Below are 19,574 nucleotides of genomic sequence, written 5' to 3' on the forward strand. Positions count from 1 at the left end.
TATAAGAGAGTTAAATAATCAAATAAAAAATCCCACTTAAGTGGGAAATGCAGGACATATATACACGTGAGTAAATCACCTGTTTTTTTATAATCTTAGGAATAAAAGGAAGAAAAAACGAAGTAAAAAACTTCGTTATATTATTTTATTTAGCTAAGAAATTAATAAACTTAATAAACTCTTTTGCTAATTTTGTAGAATCTTTATGTTTGTTTTCTTTAATGATTAAATAAAGAATTAGTAGTGAAGCATATTTATCTCTTTGATCAATTGGATAATCAACTAATAAATCCTTAAATTCATTTAGTTGTTTTTCTAATTCATCTTTATCTTTTGGTAAGATTTCAGCCATATGTCTACTTGCATATGCTTTCTTTTCTTGTTCTAATGCAGTCTTTTCAAATTCCTTTTGAATATCTTCTTCGGTTGATTTTACAAGATGGAAGTATTCTTTCTTTTTAATTCCATATTGCTTTAAATTCTTATCAAAATCTTCTTGTAGTTTTTTAATAGCATCTTCTAATAAATTTGGGTGGACAACAGGATTAGCAATTTCTAACATTTCATTTATGATATCTTTTTCAAAATTATGAATCGATGTTATAAAATGTTCTTTTAATTTTTTGTTGAATACTAAATCTAGATATTGATCTTTTGTTTGAACATTTTCACCCAAATTGTATCCTTTAACAATTTCATCTGTTATTTCTTTTTGCACTAAGCGAGTAATAGAATTAATTTTAACTTCAAAAATTGCTTCTTTGTTTTGGTATTCTTTTACGAAGTATGAACCAGGAAATGTTACTTTTATATCACCTTTTCATCCTGTTGTTTTACCAACTAATTGGTCTTCAAATCCAGGTATAAAAGTATTTGATCCTAATACTAAATCAACACCTTCTGCTTCACCACCTTCGAAAGGTTCATCATCAATAAATCCTTTAAAATCAATATTTACTGTATCAGTAAGTTTTGACTTTACTTTTGGATCACTAACTACTTCTTTAATAGCTGTTTCTTTATAAAATTCTTCAATAATTTGTTTCTTATCTTTTTCACCTGATTTAGGAAGTTTAATTTTTGCTTTTAAATTCTTTAAATCTACTTTTGAAAAATCAGGTCACATAGGAAAATGATAAGAAATCTCTAAACTACCATCTTTTTGAGGGTTAACATCTAGTGAATATTTTGAAAGTGCTTTAATTTTTTTGTCATCTAAGTATTTTACAACATCGTTGAAACTTGAGTGAAGAAATGAATCAACAGTTTTTTGTGAAATAGCATTTGTGTCTAAATATGCTTCTAATTTCTCACGCGGTGCTTTTCCAGGACGGTATCCTGGAACCCTTACCTTTTTTAAAGCTTCATTAAAATAAAAGTCATTTTTCTTTTTAACTTCATCTGCCGGAATTAAAACCTTAATTGTATATTCAGCTAATTCTTTATGCTCTTGGTGTTTAATCATTTGTTCTCCTTACATAATATATTATTATATTTTACCTTATTTTCTGTGATTTTGAAACTATATCTTTATTAATTATGAATTCAAACAAAAAAATAAAAAAATATTTGGTATTTTAAAAAAAATCTGTATTATATTTCCAGTAGTCATAGCAAGTGGGATCACCTGATACCATTCCGAACTCAGTAGTTAAGCCACTTTACGCCGACGATAGCCTAACGGTCAAAATAGGAAGCTGCTTTTTTTATATCGATTTTTCAATATTTATATAAGGCAGTTCCAGATTATCAATTTTAATTGTTTTATAATAATTAATATTTATATTTGAAATAGTGTATAGTTTCGTTTTTTTATCTAAAAAATCATAATAAACAAAAACTCATGTATCAGGATTTTTATCATATATATAATCAAATAACTTTGGCAATATAAAAAAATTACCATCGTTTATTTTTTTTAATAATTTCATAGAATTTTTTGAATTAGCTTTTATATTATTGCTTTGTATCAGGATATTTAGATAAATATATTCATTATTTATTTTAATTTGTGGGATAAAAATATTTTTTTCATTTAAATTTAAATTTAATGGTAATCCGGATTCTTTCAGTTTTATTAGTGTGTTATAAGTAATAATTGTTTCTATATCATCAAAAGGTAGATTTCCATTTTTAGCTTGCTTTAAGCTCTCACCAAATAAAGAATAAACAAATCTAAATTGATAAGCTAGCTCATTAAAAGCGATTATAGTTTTTTTGTCATTAAAAATATTCATAAATTAATTATACTAAATCATAATAATATTTTCATGAGATATTTTTTCATAGGATTTTCTAGAAAAAGAAGAAATATGGAAATTTTGTGAAAATTTCAAATAACAAGGAAAGTAAAATATGTAAAATTCTCACATTTCTTTGCAAAAAAAAAAAAAAAACATAAAATAACTATTTATGTTATATTTCATTACTAATTTCGATATAACATACAATTTCACATTGATTATGAAATTGAGAAAGAAGGATAATATGAAATTTAAAAAGAAACTTTTAGCATACTTATCGGCATCAGGGGTTACTTTAACAACTGTCGCTGCTGTTGCTGTTTCATGTGGTGCAGGTAAAACTCAAGCACCTGCAAAAGAACAAAAAATAACAGATCAATCAATTAATGTTACTGAATATGGTGTAGCACCTGCTAAAGCAGATATAAAAGTTATTTATTTAAAGCACCCTGCTGCTAGAAGTGAAAACTATATGTCAAAGGATGGTTCATTTGTCTTTGTTCTCCACGACCAACCACTTGTCGGAATTAAAGGTGATTGAGTTGCTATTGCAGCAGAAGTTAAATCACTTGATGATAATAGTCTTGTAAAAGACGGAGACATTAAGGCAGCATATGCTAGTGTTGATGTAAATCAAGATCCACTTAAAGAAGGACAATATCCACTTTTATTTAAATGAGATAAAGATAATGATAATGCATTAATACCAAATAAATTTTATTCATTTGCTTTTTATAAAAAAGACGGAAGTGAAAAAATTCTTTTCTCTGTTGAAAATATGAATAAAAACCTTAATACATTTTCAACTACTCCAATAGATAAACCACAAAGACAAATAGACTATAGCAAAATAGCAGTTCCAACTGATTTATCAACCATCTCATCTGGACAACTTGAATGAATAAAAATGCATAATTTTTCACAATTTCAAGCGATTATGCAAGTATTAAAACCTTTGCCTGATAATTGAATTTTTGGACAACCAGGAAATGAATCGGATATCAAAGAAACCGAAAGTACATTACCACCAATAAAAAATCAACCAAAACCTATACCTGAAAAAGATTATAGTAGTGTTGCGATTCCTGCAAATGTTTCTGATATAACAACTGAACATTTAAATTGATTACAAAAACACGATGTTCAAAAATATTTAGCAATTAGAGATGCATTAGGATTAGGGAGGGGATTAAATAGTTGAATTTTCGGTTACCCACCAAGAGACCCAAGTAAAAAGCTGCCTGAAAATCTATCAACATTATCTCCTGAACAACTTGAACATATTAAGAAAACAAATTATAATTTATGAGTAACAATTATGAGAGGTAATGGTAAAGCAGATGCTGTTATAACATATAAAGGTGGAAAAAAAGACGAAAAGAAAGAAACAAAAGCAACTACAACTAGCTCTGCATCAGGATCATCGAGCACTACAACAACCCAAAAAACAAAGTAAAAAATATAAAATTATGCAACTATATACAAAATAAAGTTGCATAATTTTATTTACTAACAAGTTTATAATCATATTATTAATACTATACAATTTTAAGAACATATGATATATAGGTGGATAAATACAAATATAGCATTACCAAATCGCTGCAAAAAATACATTTTTTTTGCTATAATATATTAAAAACTTTTATATAAGAAACAAAATTGAGGTAAAAATGGCAAAGAGAAAAAAGACATTTTTTGAACGCTTAACCGAACTTAATGATTCGTATGAAGATAAGCAAAAACTTATCAAAACTAATCGCCGCAAAAGAAATTGAATTAATTTTGGGATTTTAGGTTCGCTAGGAGTGATTATTATTGCTGCTATTGCTATACCGTTAGGTATAAGCGTTAACCGAATTGATTATGTGCAGGCACAAGCAAAAAATGCAGCAGCATTCAAATTCTTTAATACTAATTATAAATCAAAGATTACTACTGAAATGAATGTAGGTGATTTGGAAAATGCATTAGAAAGTAATAAAGAAGCAAATGATAAACAAATTGATGATATTTACCGTCAAGCAGTATTTTATTTTTATGATCAAGAGCAAAAAGCAGCTGATGAATATCGCCAAATTTATAATGCATCATTATTACCTGGTGAAAATCCTAAGGTAGCGAGTGATTTAAAATCATTAGCAATAATCCGTTCAGAAAAACGCAAAGCAATTAATGCAGAATTCGAAAGTACCCGTCAATCATTTCAACCCAATACTTATTTAGATGCTTGAAATAAAAAGTTGCAAACAGAGTATGGTAATTCTAAAAACATTGATGAAGCAGTCGAATATGCAACATTTAAGGAAGTTGAAACTGAAGCCAAACGTCGTTTTACAATTGAAACTAAAATTATTTCTGCAAGTGCATTAAACCGTAAGGCACAAAGAGATATCCCGCATTTTGATGCAAACGGAAATAAATTGCAGGATTTGCTTTATAAACAAGGTGATAATGTAGTCCCATACTTAAAAGAAAATGTTACATACTTTCGACCCGATGCTAATTCAAGTTCTATTATTTTATTTACAACCAAATCATTTATTCAAGACAAAATTGATCCAAGTGCTTTAGTGGCAAAATATTTTGCAAAAAATGATATTCATATTACAACCTCAATTTTACTTCCAGGTGTAGCAAACAAAGATTTATTGCTCCCGTTTTCTTTTGATAAAGATGGTGCAAAGGATAAACTTATTAATATCTTAAGATATACCAGTGTAAAAACAGCAGATGGTAGTCCAATTCTTAAAGCAAATATAGATTACCTTAATAATTTTGTAGATATTCCTACTTTATATGGAATCAGTAAGTCAAATTCAGATGTTCCAAGTAAGCAGCAATTTCAATTTGCCTTAGATAACTTAACATTAACTAAATCAAACACATTAGCAACAAATGGTATAACATCGTTTTCTGATTTAGTTAACTTGGATGTAAATCAAGCACTAGCAACACAAACCCAAGGAATTTTTGAACAACAAGCTAATGCTAACAAAACATCTGTTGTATTACCTCAAATTGATTTATCAACTATTTACCAATTACCAAAAGGATTTAATCCACAACTTGAATCATTGATTCAATCTGATTTAGATAAAGCAAAAACAATTTCAGAATCAAAAGATAAAAGCAAAATTCAAGAATTTTCTGAGTTAGTAAATAATGTAAATACTAATATAAAACGACTAATAGATTCGCTAACAAGTGATCAATTTAGCATTTATATCAAAGATACTTTTAACAAAGCATTCGCAGTAAATATCGATGACAGTAATAAACGTTTAGCGTTTGCATATAGCATCAAAAACAAACCTAATTTTTATCTTATCCCTACTGATAAAGGATTAATGTTATTTTCAGATTATAAAATTTCAAAAGATAACTATAACAATTTTATTAAAAGTGACTTATTAAACTTATTAGCAGGCAATAACACAAATTTACATATTACAGATAAATTAAGTGCAAGTATTTCAAAAGAAGATTTTTTACTTAATGCACTTTCTGATCCAAAATTTGTTGCAACAGTATTAAGAACAAAGAACCCAAATTCATTAACTAACACTGATTATACACAAAGTGATATCACAAATGTAGAATCAAGGATAAAGGTGATAGATAATGGAATTCATTTATCAAAAGATTTAGATGATATCTCAAAAATTAATCAATGAATCAATGATACATATAATAAAAATAATTCATTAAATATTGTTTATCAAGATGGTCAACTAAAAGTCGGTTACTTTGATTTAAATACCAAAAAATATACCTACAGCGACAAATCTGCTTTTGATGTCATCGGAGCAGTTGTAGCAAATGAACTTAATAAAGGAGATAAATAATGTTAAAACGCTTTAAGTATTTTGTTTTATCTTCTTTAATTAGCATCTTACCAATTGCCACAGTAGCATGTGGAACCAAAGTTAATACTCCTGAAAAAACTAAACAAGAATTATCTTTTGAAAAAAAAGATGTAATCAAAAAAGAAATCGAAAAAACTTGATTGTTAGGAGTAGTAAGCAAATACTATAATCTCGATTTAAATAATAAAAATCAAACCCAAATTAATGAAACACTTTTGCAATCGCAAAGTTTTGCAACTGATGCATATAATGCATATTTAGCATATTTAGCATTTGAATCACAAAAGGATAATGATTTTTATAATAAAGAACTTGCTAAATTACAAAAATTAGGATTGTTTAATCAAAATGATTTAAACTTATTACAACCACAAAATATTACCAATAATCATCCGAATATGGATCAATTTAAATTATTATTTAAAATCGATGAATCAGATGTTAGATTTAATGTTTTAAAAAATTTATTGGTTGCTACTTATTTTAAAATCAATAAAAAAGAAGAATTAGAAAAGATTAATAAAAGTGACTATGATGCAAATAAAGATAATTTTGACTTAAATAACTTTTTATTAATAGATTATTTAGTCAAAAACCAGTTTGTGCAACTTTGACAATACAAAAGTTCTAATGCAGATGATATTTTTACCCTACAAACTCGTCAAATTTCAAGTATCAATGATTATAATAATTTAGCAAAAACAAGTTATACAACTAACAAAAATGCTTCTGACGACTTATTATTTTTTGATGCTAGTCAACAAAAGCAACTTGCTTCATATGTAGGTATTTTAAAAAATGATAATAAATTTAGATTCTTAGTCGGAAAAGATGGAGCTACATCAAATATTGAGATTTTAAAAAACATCGCAAATTATAGCGATTTAAGTGGATTTTATGATCCTGTAAACTCTCGTCTAGTTTCAGTCGATGCTAATGGTAATTTATCGCAAGCAATTAATATTTCTTCTGATGATAAAAATATTCAAGTATCATTTTTCAACTGAGTTTTACCGATTGGTAAAACAATTGAAATAGACAATCCAGATAAAGACAAGCAAGGACAACCGGCAAAAATTACTAAAAAAATTATTAGTTTCGATGCTACTCCTTTTAAAGACAAAATTATTAAATTATCCGTTTTATTAAACCTTTCTGATTCTGCTTTATATGATCAAGTTGTCAAAGCATTCTTAGATTTAGGTTACCGTGTTTCTGTAGGTATAGATGATGCAAAATTAAAAGATTCAGCAAAGGATTCTAAGTTCCTTGGCTAGTATCTTTACCCAAATTATTAATCGTCAAATACCAGCAGAAATTCTTTATGAAGATGAAAAAGTAATTGCAATATATGATATTAAACCGTTTCAACCTGGACATTTTTTAGTTATTCCGAAAATCCCAGAAGCAAACATTTTAGAAAACAACGATGCAGACTTTATTTATGCAATGTTAAAAGCTCGTGAGTTGGCTGCTAAATATATCAAAGAACACAATAAAAGTGGTTTTAAATTATTAGTTAATACTGGTGCTTCAGCAGGTCAGATGGTATTTCATACTCATATTCATATCATTCCTTTTGATTAAACACAAGCAATTGTGTTTTTTTTTATTTTGCTTTAATGATTTTTTTGGTATACTACTTTCTATGAAAAAAGGAACACAACAAATTATTATGACATATATTAATAGACGTTGCAATATTATTAACGTTTAATTTTGTCATAATCTGTTGTTGTTAGTTTAACAGATTACGACATAGTAGTAATCTGTGAGCTAAACTATAGAGGAGCTTTTAACAAGAGTAATTAACCTTGCAGGCATGCTAAAAAGTTAATGAAAGGGTATAAAAGCCGAAACCTAACTTATGGCAGTAAGTTAAGTTGGTAGAAAAGCATAAAAGATTTCTACTCTTTGGTTGAACCATTGGTGCTATAGATTTACATTTCTTATTTTAGATAGTATGATATTAAATACTGATTAAAAAGTCTTGTAAATTTATAAGTTACAAGACTTTTTTCATAACAATAGGAGCAATATGAAAGCAAAGCAATTTAAAAATCATAAGGATATTCCGAGTGAATATACCTGAGATTTAGATGATATTCTTAGTGGTAGCAGCATAGAAGAACTAATTTCAGAGTATAAAAAGGTATATAAAAGCAGAATTTTAAATAAAGATAGCAAATATGATAGCATCGAATCTTATTTAGCTGATGTGATGTTATCGGAGCAACAAACCAAATTAGCATTTAAAATTGATAATTATATTTCAAATAATTTAAATACCGATTTAGTTAATGCGAAATTTAAACAATTAGAATCAGAATTTCAATTTTTATCACACACACTCAATACCGAGTTTGGTTCTGAATCAAATCGTTTTTATGCTAATATGGAAAAAATGAAGGTATGAAAAGATGATCCTCGCTTAGCATCGTATCGTCGCAGTATTTGTGATCAAATCCAAGAATATGAGCATAAATTAGATGATAAAGTTGAAGAATACTTAGTTAATTCAGCATTCGGACAACCAAATCCACATAATATCTTTAGTATTCTTTCAAATAGTGAGTTATATTATGGAACAGTTAAAACTAAAAAAGGTAAGAAAATTAAACTTAATCCCACTATTTATCAAAAACTTCTTAAATCCGATGATGCTAATGTGCGTAAGCAAGCATATTTAAATTATTGAAAAGCATTTACTAACCACAAAGATACATTTGCCGAATTATTATTCCAACATTTCAAAGCATTGACTACTGAAGCAAAATTACGTAAATATGATTCTACTGTAGCAATGCTAACAGCTTCAGATAAGGTATCAAATCAAATCTTGATGAAACTTTTTGAAAAAGTTGCTTCAAGTAAAACAATATTAAAAAAATATAAGCAATGAAGTGATAAGTTCTATTATCTTAAATTTCATAGCAAACGTCAAAAATGAGATTACTCTCGCGATTTAGTTAATGTGAAAACTTCTTATACAGTTTCCGAAATGAATGAACTTGCTAAAGCAGCATTAAAACCTTTTGGAGATGAGTATTATCAGCAAGTTTGCAAAGCAATCGATGAGCGATGAGTTGATTATATGAGCACCGATACCAAACGAGGTGGTGCTTATAGCATCGGTGGAACCTATGGAATTGACAAAAAATACATTTTAATGAACTTCGAAGGGACACTGCGTAGTGTTGAAACACTTGTACATGAGTTAGGACATTCAATGCATTCGTATTTTTCAGATACTCGGCAAAACTTACCTAATTCAATGTATCCCATCTTCTTAGCTGAAATAGCCTCAATATACAATGAATTTATGTTAGCAGATTATATGTTAACTAATTCAAAAAACGACAAATTAAAATTTCAAATTCTCGATTCAATGATCGCAGGATTTGTCGGTACTGTTTTAAAGCAAACCAATTGAGCTAACTACGAATATGATCTTTACCAAGCGATTTCACAAGGGAAAGTATCTGGTAGTTATGATTCAATTAGTAAGCTCTATTATGTAAATAATTTAAAATACACTCTAACTAAGCAACCATATTCAGTTGCTAATACCATCCAATCTATTTATGTCCCACATTATTACTATGGATTTTATGTATATAAATATGCTATAGGACATCTAGTTGCTACCTACTTTTTTAGACAATATAAAAAGTCAGGTAAAGTTGCTTTAGATAACTACATAAACAACTTTTTATCAGCAGGTGGTAGTGATTATCCAATTGAGATTTTAAAAAAAGTGGGTGTAGATTTAATGAATGATAACTTTTATGATGATGGATTGCAATTTCTTTCAGAAATAGTAGACCAATGAATTAATTTAGGTAAGAAAATTTTTAAAGTAGACAAAAAAGGAAAATAATATGAAAAAAAAGAAATTTTTATGATTAGGATTGTCAGCAAGTTCTCTGGTATTACCAGTTGCTGTTGCTTGTGGTGGTGGTTCGACCACATCAGTAGGTAATCAAGAAATAACTCCAGGCAATGAAACCGGTTTACCGAAACCACCTGCAGATGATAAATATAACACAGCTTTTGCATATCCTAGCAAGCAAATTGATACACAAAAATATCAATCGACTGATACTTTATTAGGAATTATTAATCCACCTGCAAAAACAATTAATCTTGATGGAAAAACCTCTTTTTCACAACAAGCATCAAGCGGATTATATACAGTTAAATACGATTCTACCCATTCTGATTCAAGAAATTTTTACGACCTTTCATTTACCACAGGTGGATTAACCGAATCTACATATGATTCAGAAATTCCAAGATTAGTTGAATTAAACTTTTATGGTCGTCCAGAAGTCACAGAATCTAGTGTGCAAGATACAAACACATTAGAAACAATTAAGACTCGCACAATTCATAAACCATCGGTTTCTAGATATTCATTAGAATTAGCAGATGCAGTTATTTTGACAGTGAAACAAGATGATGGAACAACAAAAGATATGGTTTTTGATCAAGATGATGCTCCATTACTACCAAAACCCGATAAACCAGATGGTAGTTATTCATTGAGTTTAGTTGAATTGCAAAGTGATAATCCTAGATCAATTAACTCCGATACATTTAGACATGCTTTAAAGAAAGCAACTAAGATGTCATTTAGAATCCGAAAAAATCAAAAATGAATTAATTCTAAAGGTGAAGTAACAAAATATCCAATTAAAGCAGAAGATTTTTGAATGGGAGTATTACGTACCTATGCTGGACAAGATTCACTATTTCGTTTAAATAATGGTGGAACCGAAGAAATTGAAAAATTAGCACGTGAAAAATATGTTGTAAATGGAGATTTATACTTTAGAGCTCAAGGAAACAGTTGAACTAATAAATACTTATATGAACTTTATAATATTGATGTAAATAAAATTTTAGATAAAACACAATCAGTACGTATTGAAGGAACAGGTGATGACCAACGTGAATTCTTTGTTTTACAAGAATTAGATCCAAAAAAAGAATCTAAATTTGATTTAGCGTATGATAAGTTTTTCTTTAACAGTTATGATTTAATTCCTGCTCCATCACAATATATCGAAGAAACTGTGGCAAGTAAACAACTACCAAACTTCTATAAAAGTGGTGATATAAGTGATTCAGATAAAACAGACATCAAAAACAAAATCAACAATTTACAAGATGGTTTAGCTAAAGAATCTGGGATATACTGATATGGAATGTCAATGGATTCAGCTTTATTTGCTGGTAAATATTACTATGCTGGTTATGATGGAACCTCGCTAACTGATACTTTTAAGTTAAATCCAAACTATTGAAATCAAAAGTTTGTTAATAATCCAAGACGTGTAAAACTTTTTCAAAATACCTACACTACAACTCCATTAGGAGATGGTTTTGCAAAATTTAATTATGAGCAATTTAAAGCAGGTTTAACAGCAAGTGCAAATTATAGTAATTTAAAGGCATACCACGAAGAAATTTCAGCAAACCCTGTGCAATGAGGTTTAAGAGATGTTCAATCTAGAAATACAAGTCATTCAAATAATGGATTTACACCTACATGAATTCCGCAAAATCAACAAGAATCAACAACTGCTTCATTTATGAATGATGCATATACAAAATTAGTTTATGGAACTTCATTGACTGATATCAAAGCCGGAACTGCAACTAATACATTAAAAGCAGCTACCACAGGTTTAGGAGCAGAATTTATGAATATTCTAACTGCTTCAATCAACTGAGCATATGTTGCTCAAGAGTTATTAACACCTAATCTTACAATTCCGTGAATTTCGGGTTTTGCACAAGATGTAACCATCCGTAATAACGACTCAGATACATCATTGCAATATAATACATTACGTCCATATTGAGACCAATTATCAACTGTGTTTGTAGTAGATTCAAAAACTGGACAAAAGGTTAATCTTGGTGAAAAAATCGGAACCGAATTATCACCATCTGAAAATTCAATAGTTGGTAAAACTGCTGATGATCAATTTAGTTCAAGTGCATTAGATATATTAAAAACAAAGATGAAAGAAGTATTGGATGAATTTTATAAACAACATCCCGATCTTGATAAAGTAGAGGATACAAAGAAAGTAAGATTCACAGTTCGTGCTCGATTTACAAATATTAATTCAGTTCATGAAAATGTTTATAAAGGAATGCAAAAAGTTCTTAATAGTTTATATCCTGATCGTTTTGAAGTTAAATTTGAAAAAAATAATAATAGAAAAGACTTTGATGAATTTTTTAATTTTGGATCAACTCCATACACAGTAACTGGTTGAGGATATGATTATAATTTAGTCGGATCAGGTTTTGATGGATATATGTTTCAAGGTAACTTAATTCAATTATTTACTTGAATTAACACTGATGCAGATTATAAAGCTAAACTTCAAGTAAATTATCCAAACCTTGTTAAAGCAGCTGAATACTGAAAGAAATTTATTGAGGATTCTAAAAATAATGTTAAATTCTCAATTCCACTTGAAAAATTAATTAAGTTGGGAAATAAATACACAAGTGATATTTCTACTTATTTAAATCAATATCAACTTAAAACAGTTGACGGAAAAGAAAAATTAGTTCCTTTAAGCAAAGAAGATGAGGCAAAATACTTACCACCTCTTACAATTTCAGCAAACTTCTGATTATGATTAAATACATCAGATGAAACAAAAGATGTATTTAATAAAAAAGCATTATTAAATATGGTTGCTGAATTCCGTAATTTAACAGGAATGAATATGACTATAACAACTGGAACATTAAAAGATTCATTTGTAAAAGGATTGAGCAATCCAAACTTTATCATACCTGCAACACTTGATAATGCTACCAACTATGGTTCATACGAAGTTGCAACCAAATAATATCCAGACAATTAACGCAAGTTAATTGTCTTTGCATTATTAAATAAGGAGATAAATGACTAAGTACATTTTACAACGGATAGGATTTGCATTATTAACATTGATTATCATTATCTTTGTTGTATATACACTTACAGCACAGTTTGCTGATAATCCATTTGTACAAACTGCAAATTCAAAGAACGGTGCTGAAGGTCAAAGTCAGGTAGCATTACAGAATATATCTAGACAAAGTTTTGAAAAAAGTATTGATTATCATTTTCTACCAAGTGATTGACGTGGAAAGTATGACCAATATCAAAATGTTTGAAAAACCTATAAACTTAATCCAATAATTCGTTTTGGTTATTGGGTAAATGATTTATTTACTAATAAAGCGAATCCGTTTGGTTTACCATTTGATGATAAATTATTTGCAAGTTTAGGGGTAAATAGCATCCCACAATTATTCTTTTCGCGCTTAAAATACTCAATTATTATCACTTTACCAGCATTTGTTATTAGTGCATTTTTAGGGATATTGTTTGGAATTTTTGCTGGTTATAAACGTGGTACATGAGTTGATGCAGTGGTAAATTTCTTTTCATTAATTTTTATTGCATTACCTTCATTTATAGTAGCACCAATTTTAATTACTATTTTAGCCTCATCTGGTGTTTCACCAACTGTTGCGATACCTGGAACGGCAGAAGCGGCAGCACAGACTCAAAGTCAAGTTGTTATTTCGTGATTACCACCAATTGTGATTATTGTTTTAGGTTCATTATCGGGTTATATCAGTTACACTCGAAATCAAGTTATTACTGTGCTAACATCAAATTATGTTTTAATAGCAAAATCAAAAGGACTAAGTAGAGTTGAAATATTCTTTAAATATGTATTACGTAATATTTCAATTCCACTTGCTGCAATTATCATTCCATCATATATTGGATTGTTAACAGGTGGAATAGTAATCGAAAGATATTGAAAAGTTCCTGGGACATCACAAATTATTGCTAACGCATTTCCGAATGGTGAAATTAATATTATTATGTTTAATACCTTCTTTTTCACATTACTCGGGGTATTTACATCCGTTTTAGTTGATGTTTCATATACCATTTTAGATCCACGCATTAAATATGGAACAAAAGGTTCTAACTTATGAAAACTGTTCTTAGTTACCAGAAAAAGAAACGAAGAATTTGCTAGAATGAAAGCGAAAGGAATATAGATGACTGCAAAAGAATTTAATAAAAAATATAAATTATCTTTTAATGGTATACAAACTCCTTTTGCACTAGCAAATAACCAAAAAACATTTTCTAATATAGCTGGAAAACCAAAAAAATTACTTTTAGAAATTCTCAAAAGATTCTTTAAAAGTTGACCATCCGTATTATTTTTAATTGTCTTTATAATCGTGCTTTTAATTTCGATTATTGTAACTAATAGTTCTAAATATTCAGCAAATGAATCGATTTCAGACACAATTAGTTTAAATTTAATTGCAGATCAACAAGGTAAAACTATTTTTGGGCCTCCTTCAATAAAATCTTTACCAGCTTCGTATCAACCTTATATAACACTAAAAAGCGCTGGTTTTGAACAAGATATTCCGAAATACAAAGCAGCTTTTCACGAAAATTATGGAGGCTTTTTTGATAAGTTTTTAGATATTTCAAAAGATGCAACTGTCGCTTCGGTTTTAAAAACAAGAGAATATACAGTGCAAGGTATTAATGGACCGACAAAGCAATCTGAAATATTAATTGATATGTATCGTTGATACCGAGTATACAGTGCATATTTGATTTTTGATAAATCAAATATTGCACAAAATTTAAATCAAAACGAATATCAAAGTTTATATGATCAAGCACTTGCTTTAAATCCACAAACAAAATTAGATACTTTTTTAGGAACAACCGCAAAAGGTATCGATATTTGAACTCGATCATGAGTTGGAACTTGAAAAGCACTACGTTTAGCATTTATCGTAGCATCAATTCAAACTATTATTGGTGTTATTGTAGGAGCATATTTAGGATTCCATGTTGGTTCTAAAATAGATACCATTATGATGCGACTTATTGATATTTTTTCAGCACCACCAACCCTTATTTGATTGTTAATTGCAGTTACCTTATTCGGTACATCTGATTTAGCCTTAGGAATTGCATTGGTTGTAGTAGGGTGAGTTGGATCAGTAGGGGGAACTCGTTTATTTATAATCACTGTTAAAGATTCTGAGTTTATAACTGCATCCAAATCAGTAGGTGCTTCAAAAATTCGTTTGATTTATAAACATGCATTACCAGGAATAATTGGTAAAATTGCTACTAATTATGTAACTCAAATTCCATCAATTATTCTTTCAGTTTCATCACTTGCTTTCTTAGGATTTTTTAGTAGTGACACTGATGTAAACTTAGGAGAAATAATCTTTTCAGCATCATCTGAAGCAGCACAAAACTTTTGATCATTATTACTACCTGCCTTAATTTTACTTTCAATTTCAGTATCATTATACTTTATCGCATTAGGTGTTCATGATGCTCTTGATCCAAAAGTAATCAAAACTAAATAGGAGATTTTATGCAAGAAAAATTATTAGTTGTCAAAGATCTTAAAGTTAGTTTTAAAACCGGTTATAACAAATTCATCAGCATAGTGCGAGGAGTTGATATTACTATCAACCGTGGAGAAATAGTTGGTTTAGTCGGTGAATCAGGATCTGGTAAGTCAGTTACATCAAAAGCATTTTTAAATATTAATGATAATTCAGTTGTTTCTGCTGAAATTATGCAAATTGATGGAATTAGCTTAATTGATTCAAAAAAAGAAAGTTACTGACAAAAGATTCGTGGACACAAAATTGGTTACATCCCACAGGACCCACTTACATCATTAAATCCAACCCGTAAGGTAGGAAAACAACTTTTAGATGCTTTAAATAAAAATCCAGAATGAAAAAGTAAGCCATATAGTGAAAAAAGAAAATACTTAGTAGGTTTACTTGATAAATTTGGAATCCGTAATTGTGAAAGTGTCTTTGATATGTATCCACATACTTTGTCGGGTGGGATGAAGCAAAGAGTTGTAATTACGATGGTGGTGGCATTAAAGCCAAGCATAATAATCGCAGATGAACCAACAACAGCACTTGATCCAACAGTGCAAGCATCGGTGTTAGCTTTATTTGATGAAATCCGTACTTCAATGAATATTGCTATTATCTTAATTAGTCATAATATTTCAGTTGTAGCTAAATTTTGTGATTATATTTATGTTATGTATGCTGGAAAAATAGTTGAAAAAGGAAGCAAAAAAGATATTTTTACCGATCCAAAACATCCATATACATGAGCGTTGATTTCTGCGATCCCAGAAAACAAAGAAGATCGCTTATATTCAATTAAAGGAACACCACCTGATATGAATAATTTACCACTTGGCGATGCTTTTGCTCCGAGAAATGATTATGCATTAGAAATTGATTTTATTAAAGAACCTCCATTATTTGAAGTTTCTTCCACCCATGCAGCTGCAACATGACTGCTGCATCCTGATGCACCCAAAGTTTCGTTAAGTCCCGAATTAACATCACGATTAAAAAGTTTTAAAGAGGTATTTAAAGATGAGTAAAATCCTTGAAGTTACAAATTTAAAAAAGTTCTTTATTAATAAAAATCATATTAATAAAGCAGTTGATGATGTTAGTTTTGATGTTTCTGAAGGTGAAATCCTTGGTTTAATTGGTGAATCTGGTTCTGGTAAAACAACCGTAGGACGTTCATTGCTTCGTTTATATGATGATTATAACGGTTTTGTTCGAATTAATGGTAAATTAGTATCAGGGAAGCGAATCTCGCGTAAGACAAATCGCTTTATGCGTAAAAATATTCAAATGATTTTCCAAGACCCTATGGCTTCATTAAATGGACAAAATAATATCTTTAGTATTCTAAAAGAACCCTTAGTGGTAAACCGTGTTATAAAAAATAAAATTTCTGATATTAAAAAGGATTGAGAATCGGTTCAATACAACTTTCATTATTCTTTTTTAGAAGAAGCGCTGAAATTAAAATTGGAGAATTTAAAAATAGCAAACTCATTAAACCAACCATTTTATAATAAATGAAGTGAATATTTTAATAATTTCAACTTAGATGCAGTTGAAGGAAGTTTTGAAGATAAATTTAATGCATATTTTGCATACTTAGAAGAAAAAAGTAAAAATAACTCACTGATTATTGATAGTTTATACAAGAACACTGAAAAATTAATTAGTTTATATGATCAGAAGAAACAGCAATTTCGAAATGAACAAATTGATTTAGATGAGGTTGAACTAAAACAAGCAAGGGCTGAATATAAAAAACAAAAACAACTGCTTTGACACACATATGAGTATTTTGAATCTAAACAAAATACTTTTATTGCTGCTAGCGAACTAAAAAAATCTTTATTTTCTTGAAGAGAAAAGTATTTGGATTCAAAAAACTCATTAAATAACTTTATTTCAGAGTTAAAAAATGAATCAAAATTACTTTTTAATGAAGCATATGGAAGTCCATATATTGATTATTTTGCTTATAAGGTAAAAATATATCATCTAAATAATCATATTAAAAAGATATTTATAAAGCATAAATCTAAACTTAGATACTTAGATTTTGACGAGTTGCAACAGTTAATTAATCATTTGCAAGACAAATCAAGTGAGTTTTTTAAAAATCAACTTAATGCCAATCCATTTGATTTTAATAAACTTTCTGAATTTTCAAAAACTATTAAAAATATTGTGGTTTCAAATTTCAACTTTGATTTATCGGATTATTTAAAGCAATCTAAATATATCCAGGATCAATATCGAAGTGATGCTAAAAGTAAGTGAAAAACCTTTGTAAAAAGCTTAAAAACAACCATTAAAGGATTTTTTGTTAAACCAAAAATAAATAAAGATGCTTTTAACCAAGCAAAACAAAGATTGCAACAAACACAAGAAAACTTCGATAAAGAACTTCAAACTTATATGGATTCATATAAATTAAGAGTTTTAGAACTTAAAAAGCAAGTTCAAGAGCAAGAAGATATTAGTAAATCATTTATTGCTATTGATAAAGGATTGATAGGTAAATTCAACCAAATCCATAAACAATTTTTAGCATACTTTAAAGCAAATTATATTGATAAAACTAAGCAGCAACTTATTAATAAAAAAGATGATGTGCATTTACATAACAAACTTAAAGCAACATTAAAGCAATATAAAGTTGATTATAAAGTTTTTATTTCTAATGTATATGATAAGTTAAATGGAATTAAATCTTTTGAAATTGAAAGTAGGTATTTAAATAAAGACTTAAAAGCTATTTATTTATTTTTAGGTATATCCAATTATGATATTTTCCTGCAAAATAAATTTTATAAAAAACCAATTAATTTCATCACTAAATTTTGACGGATTTATAAGATATCAAGTCTTTTAACACGTAATACCATATACAAAAGTTTAGAAGATGTTGGTTTGTTAAAACAATTTGCCTATCGTTATCCACATGAATTTTCAGGTGGTCAACGTCAAAGAATTGTGATAGCTCGTGCTTTAATCACAGAACCAAAAATCATTGTTGCTGATGAACCAATTGCTTCTTTGGATATCTCGATTCAAGCACAAATTGTTAACTTGCTTATGGATTTATGTAAACAAAAGAACATTGGAATGATTTTTATTGCACACGATTTATCAATGATTGAATATATTGCAGATCGGGTATTAATAATGCATTTAGGTAAAATTGTTGAATCAGGACATACTAATGCAATTTATCAAAACCCAATTCATCCATATACAATTAATTTATTTAAAGCAATTCCTAAAATTTCAAATGCAAATGAGAAATTTAAGGATGTAAAATTTGAACTTTCATATATGGATGAGCAAAAATATCCAAATCTACCTAAAAATCAAGATATTAGCGAAAATGAGCAAACTCATTATGTTTATGCAACAGATGAGCAAATCCGAAAATGAAGCAAATAATGTGAGCAAAATTTACTAATTTAATTAAATCACAGTTTAAAAGCAAACGATTTTATTACATTTTATTAGCATACTTTCTTATCTTCTGGCTTATTTTTGCTATTTCAGCAGGAATAAACCATAAAAAAGATGTAAATTGAATTATTAATGCTTTTACTGCTTCTGCCTTAATAACATTAGCATTTGTATTACTTATTTTAGTGTTTAAATGAGGATTTATGGAACGAACATTTGAAAGATTTCGTGAAAATAAGTCTATTTCATCGCGATATAAAGAAGAAAAAAAGATGTTAAGAATGACTCATGCTGAAAAAGTTGCATACTTAGAGCAAAAAAAACAAAAACAGCAACCCAAAATCAAAAAATCTAATTTTCCGTTTTATTTTAACTTAATAATTTATTTTATTGCAAGTTTAATAGTTGTAATCATCGCTTATGTATAAAACACACTCAGTTGTGTTTTTATTTTTAAAAAAATGCAAAAACATATTAAAAAAATGATTTTTTTACACTTTTTATTATTATTTTGTTTATAATATATGTATATATT

13 protein-coding genes, 1 rRNA gene and 1 riboswitch are annotated in these 19,574 nt (G+C 28.4%); of the genes, 12 read left to right on the forward strand and 2 right to left on the reverse strand.

Going from position 1 to position 19,574, the window contains the following annotated elements; translation table 4 throughout:
• Nucleotides 1-145: 145 nt before the first annotated feature.
• Nucleotides 146-1,465 (reverse strand): trigger factor, encoded by a 1,320-nt coding sequence (gene tig, locus ACXYRN_RS03145; protein WP_458607641.1) that lies wholly within the window; start codon nucleotides 1,463-1,465, stop codon nucleotides 146-148.
• A 135-nt stretch (nucleotides 1,466-1,600) separates the two neighbouring features.
• On the opposite strand from tig, the gene rrf reads away from it, so the two are divergent.
• Nucleotides 1,601-1,706 (forward strand): 5S ribosomal RNA (gene rrf / locus ACXYRN_RS03150).
• Here the strand turns inward: rrf and ACXYRN_RS03155 are convergent.
• The gene (locus tag ACXYRN_RS03155; protein ID WP_435130175.1) at nucleotides 1,707-2,237 is read right to left on the reverse strand and encodes a hypothetical protein; all 531 of its coding nucleotides are present in this window, start codon (nucleotides 2,235-2,237) and stop codon (nucleotides 1,707-1,709) included.
• 250 nt (nucleotides 2,238-2,487) lie between these two features.
• On the opposite strand from ACXYRN_RS03155, the gene ACXYRN_RS03160 reads away from it, so the two are divergent.
• The 11 genes from ACXYRN_RS03160 to ACXYRN_RS03210 all read left to right on the forward strand — a co-directional run bounded on the left by ACXYRN_RS03160 (nucleotide 2,488) and on the right by ACXYRN_RS03210 (nucleotide 19,467).
• Entirely contained in the window at nucleotides 2,488-3,699 is a 1,212-nt protein-coding gene (locus ACXYRN_RS03160; protein WP_458607642.1) for a hypothetical protein, read from the forward strand.
• Between the two features lie 217 nt (nucleotides 3,700-3,916).
• On the forward strand, nucleotides 3,917-6,091 hold the full coding sequence (locus ACXYRN_RS03165) for a HinT-interacting membrane complex protein P80 (protein WP_458607643.1): 2,175 nt from the start codon (nucleotides 3,917-3,919) through the stop codon (nucleotides 6,089-6,091).
• Nucleotides 6,091-7,389 carry a HinT-interacting membrane complex lipoprotein P60 gene (locus ACXYRN_RS03170; RefSeq protein ID WP_458607644.1) on the forward strand — a complete coding sequence of 433 codons (1,299 nt, stop codon included), beginning with the start codon at nucleotides 6,091-6,093 and terminating at the stop codon, nucleotides 7,387-7,389. Before ACXYRN_RS03165 ends, ACXYRN_RS03170 begins: the two co-directional genes overlap by 1 nt.
• Nucleotides 7,382-7,699, forward strand: a complete 318-nt coding sequence (gene hinT, locus ACXYRN_RS03175) for a histidine triad protein HinT (protein WP_458597239.1) — start codon at nucleotides 7,382-7,384, stop codon at nucleotides 7,697-7,699. Before ACXYRN_RS03170 ends, hinT begins: the two co-directional genes overlap by 8 nt.
• 189 nt (nucleotides 7,700-7,888) lie before the next feature.
• A riboswitch (Lysine riboswitch) is annotated at nucleotides 7,889-8,055 on the forward strand.
• 95 nt (nucleotides 8,056-8,150) lie between these two features.
• Entirely contained in the window at nucleotides 8,151-9,992 is a 1,842-nt protein-coding gene (gene pepF, locus ACXYRN_RS03180; protein ID WP_458607645.1) for an oligoendopeptidase F, read from the forward strand.
• A 1-nt stretch (nucleotide 9,993) separates the two neighbouring features.
• Nucleotides 9,994-12,993, forward strand: a complete 3,000-nt coding sequence (locus ACXYRN_RS03185) for an OppA family ABC transporter substrate-binding lipoprotein (protein ID WP_458607646.1) — start codon at nucleotides 9,994-9,996, stop codon at nucleotides 12,991-12,993.
• A 55-nt stretch (nucleotides 12,994-13,048) separates the two neighbouring features.
• Entirely contained in the window at nucleotides 13,049-14,209 is a 1,161-nt protein-coding gene (locus ACXYRN_RS03190) for an ABC transporter permease (RefSeq protein ID WP_458597242.1), read from the forward strand.
• Nucleotides 14,210-15,565 (forward strand): ABC transporter permease, encoded by a 1,356-nt coding sequence (locus tag ACXYRN_RS03195; protein WP_458607647.1) that lies wholly within the window; start codon nucleotides 14,210-14,212, stop codon nucleotides 15,563-15,565. It abuts the gene before it with no gap.
• 8 nt (nucleotides 15,566-15,573) lie between these two features.
• A complete protein-coding gene (locus tag ACXYRN_RS03200) occupies nucleotides 15,574-16,623 on the forward strand; it encodes an ABC transporter ATP-binding protein (protein WP_458607648.1) in 1,050 nt (349 codons plus the stop codon).
• Complete coding sequence (locus ACXYRN_RS03205; RefSeq protein WP_458607649.1) at nucleotides 16,616-19,024, forward strand: ATP-binding cassette domain-containing protein; 2,409 nt, start codon at nucleotides 16,616-16,618, stop codon at nucleotides 19,022-19,024. Before ACXYRN_RS03200 ends, ACXYRN_RS03205 begins: the two co-directional genes overlap by 8 nt.
• Nucleotides 19,012-19,467, forward strand: a complete 456-nt coding sequence (locus tag ACXYRN_RS03210) for a hypothetical protein (protein WP_458607650.1) — start codon at nucleotides 19,012-19,014, stop codon at nucleotides 19,465-19,467. Before ACXYRN_RS03205 ends, ACXYRN_RS03210 begins: the two co-directional genes overlap by 13 nt.
• Nucleotides 19,468-19,574: the final 107 nt, after the last annotated feature.

It is taken from the genome of Mycoplasma sp. 4423 (assembly GCF_054353855.1).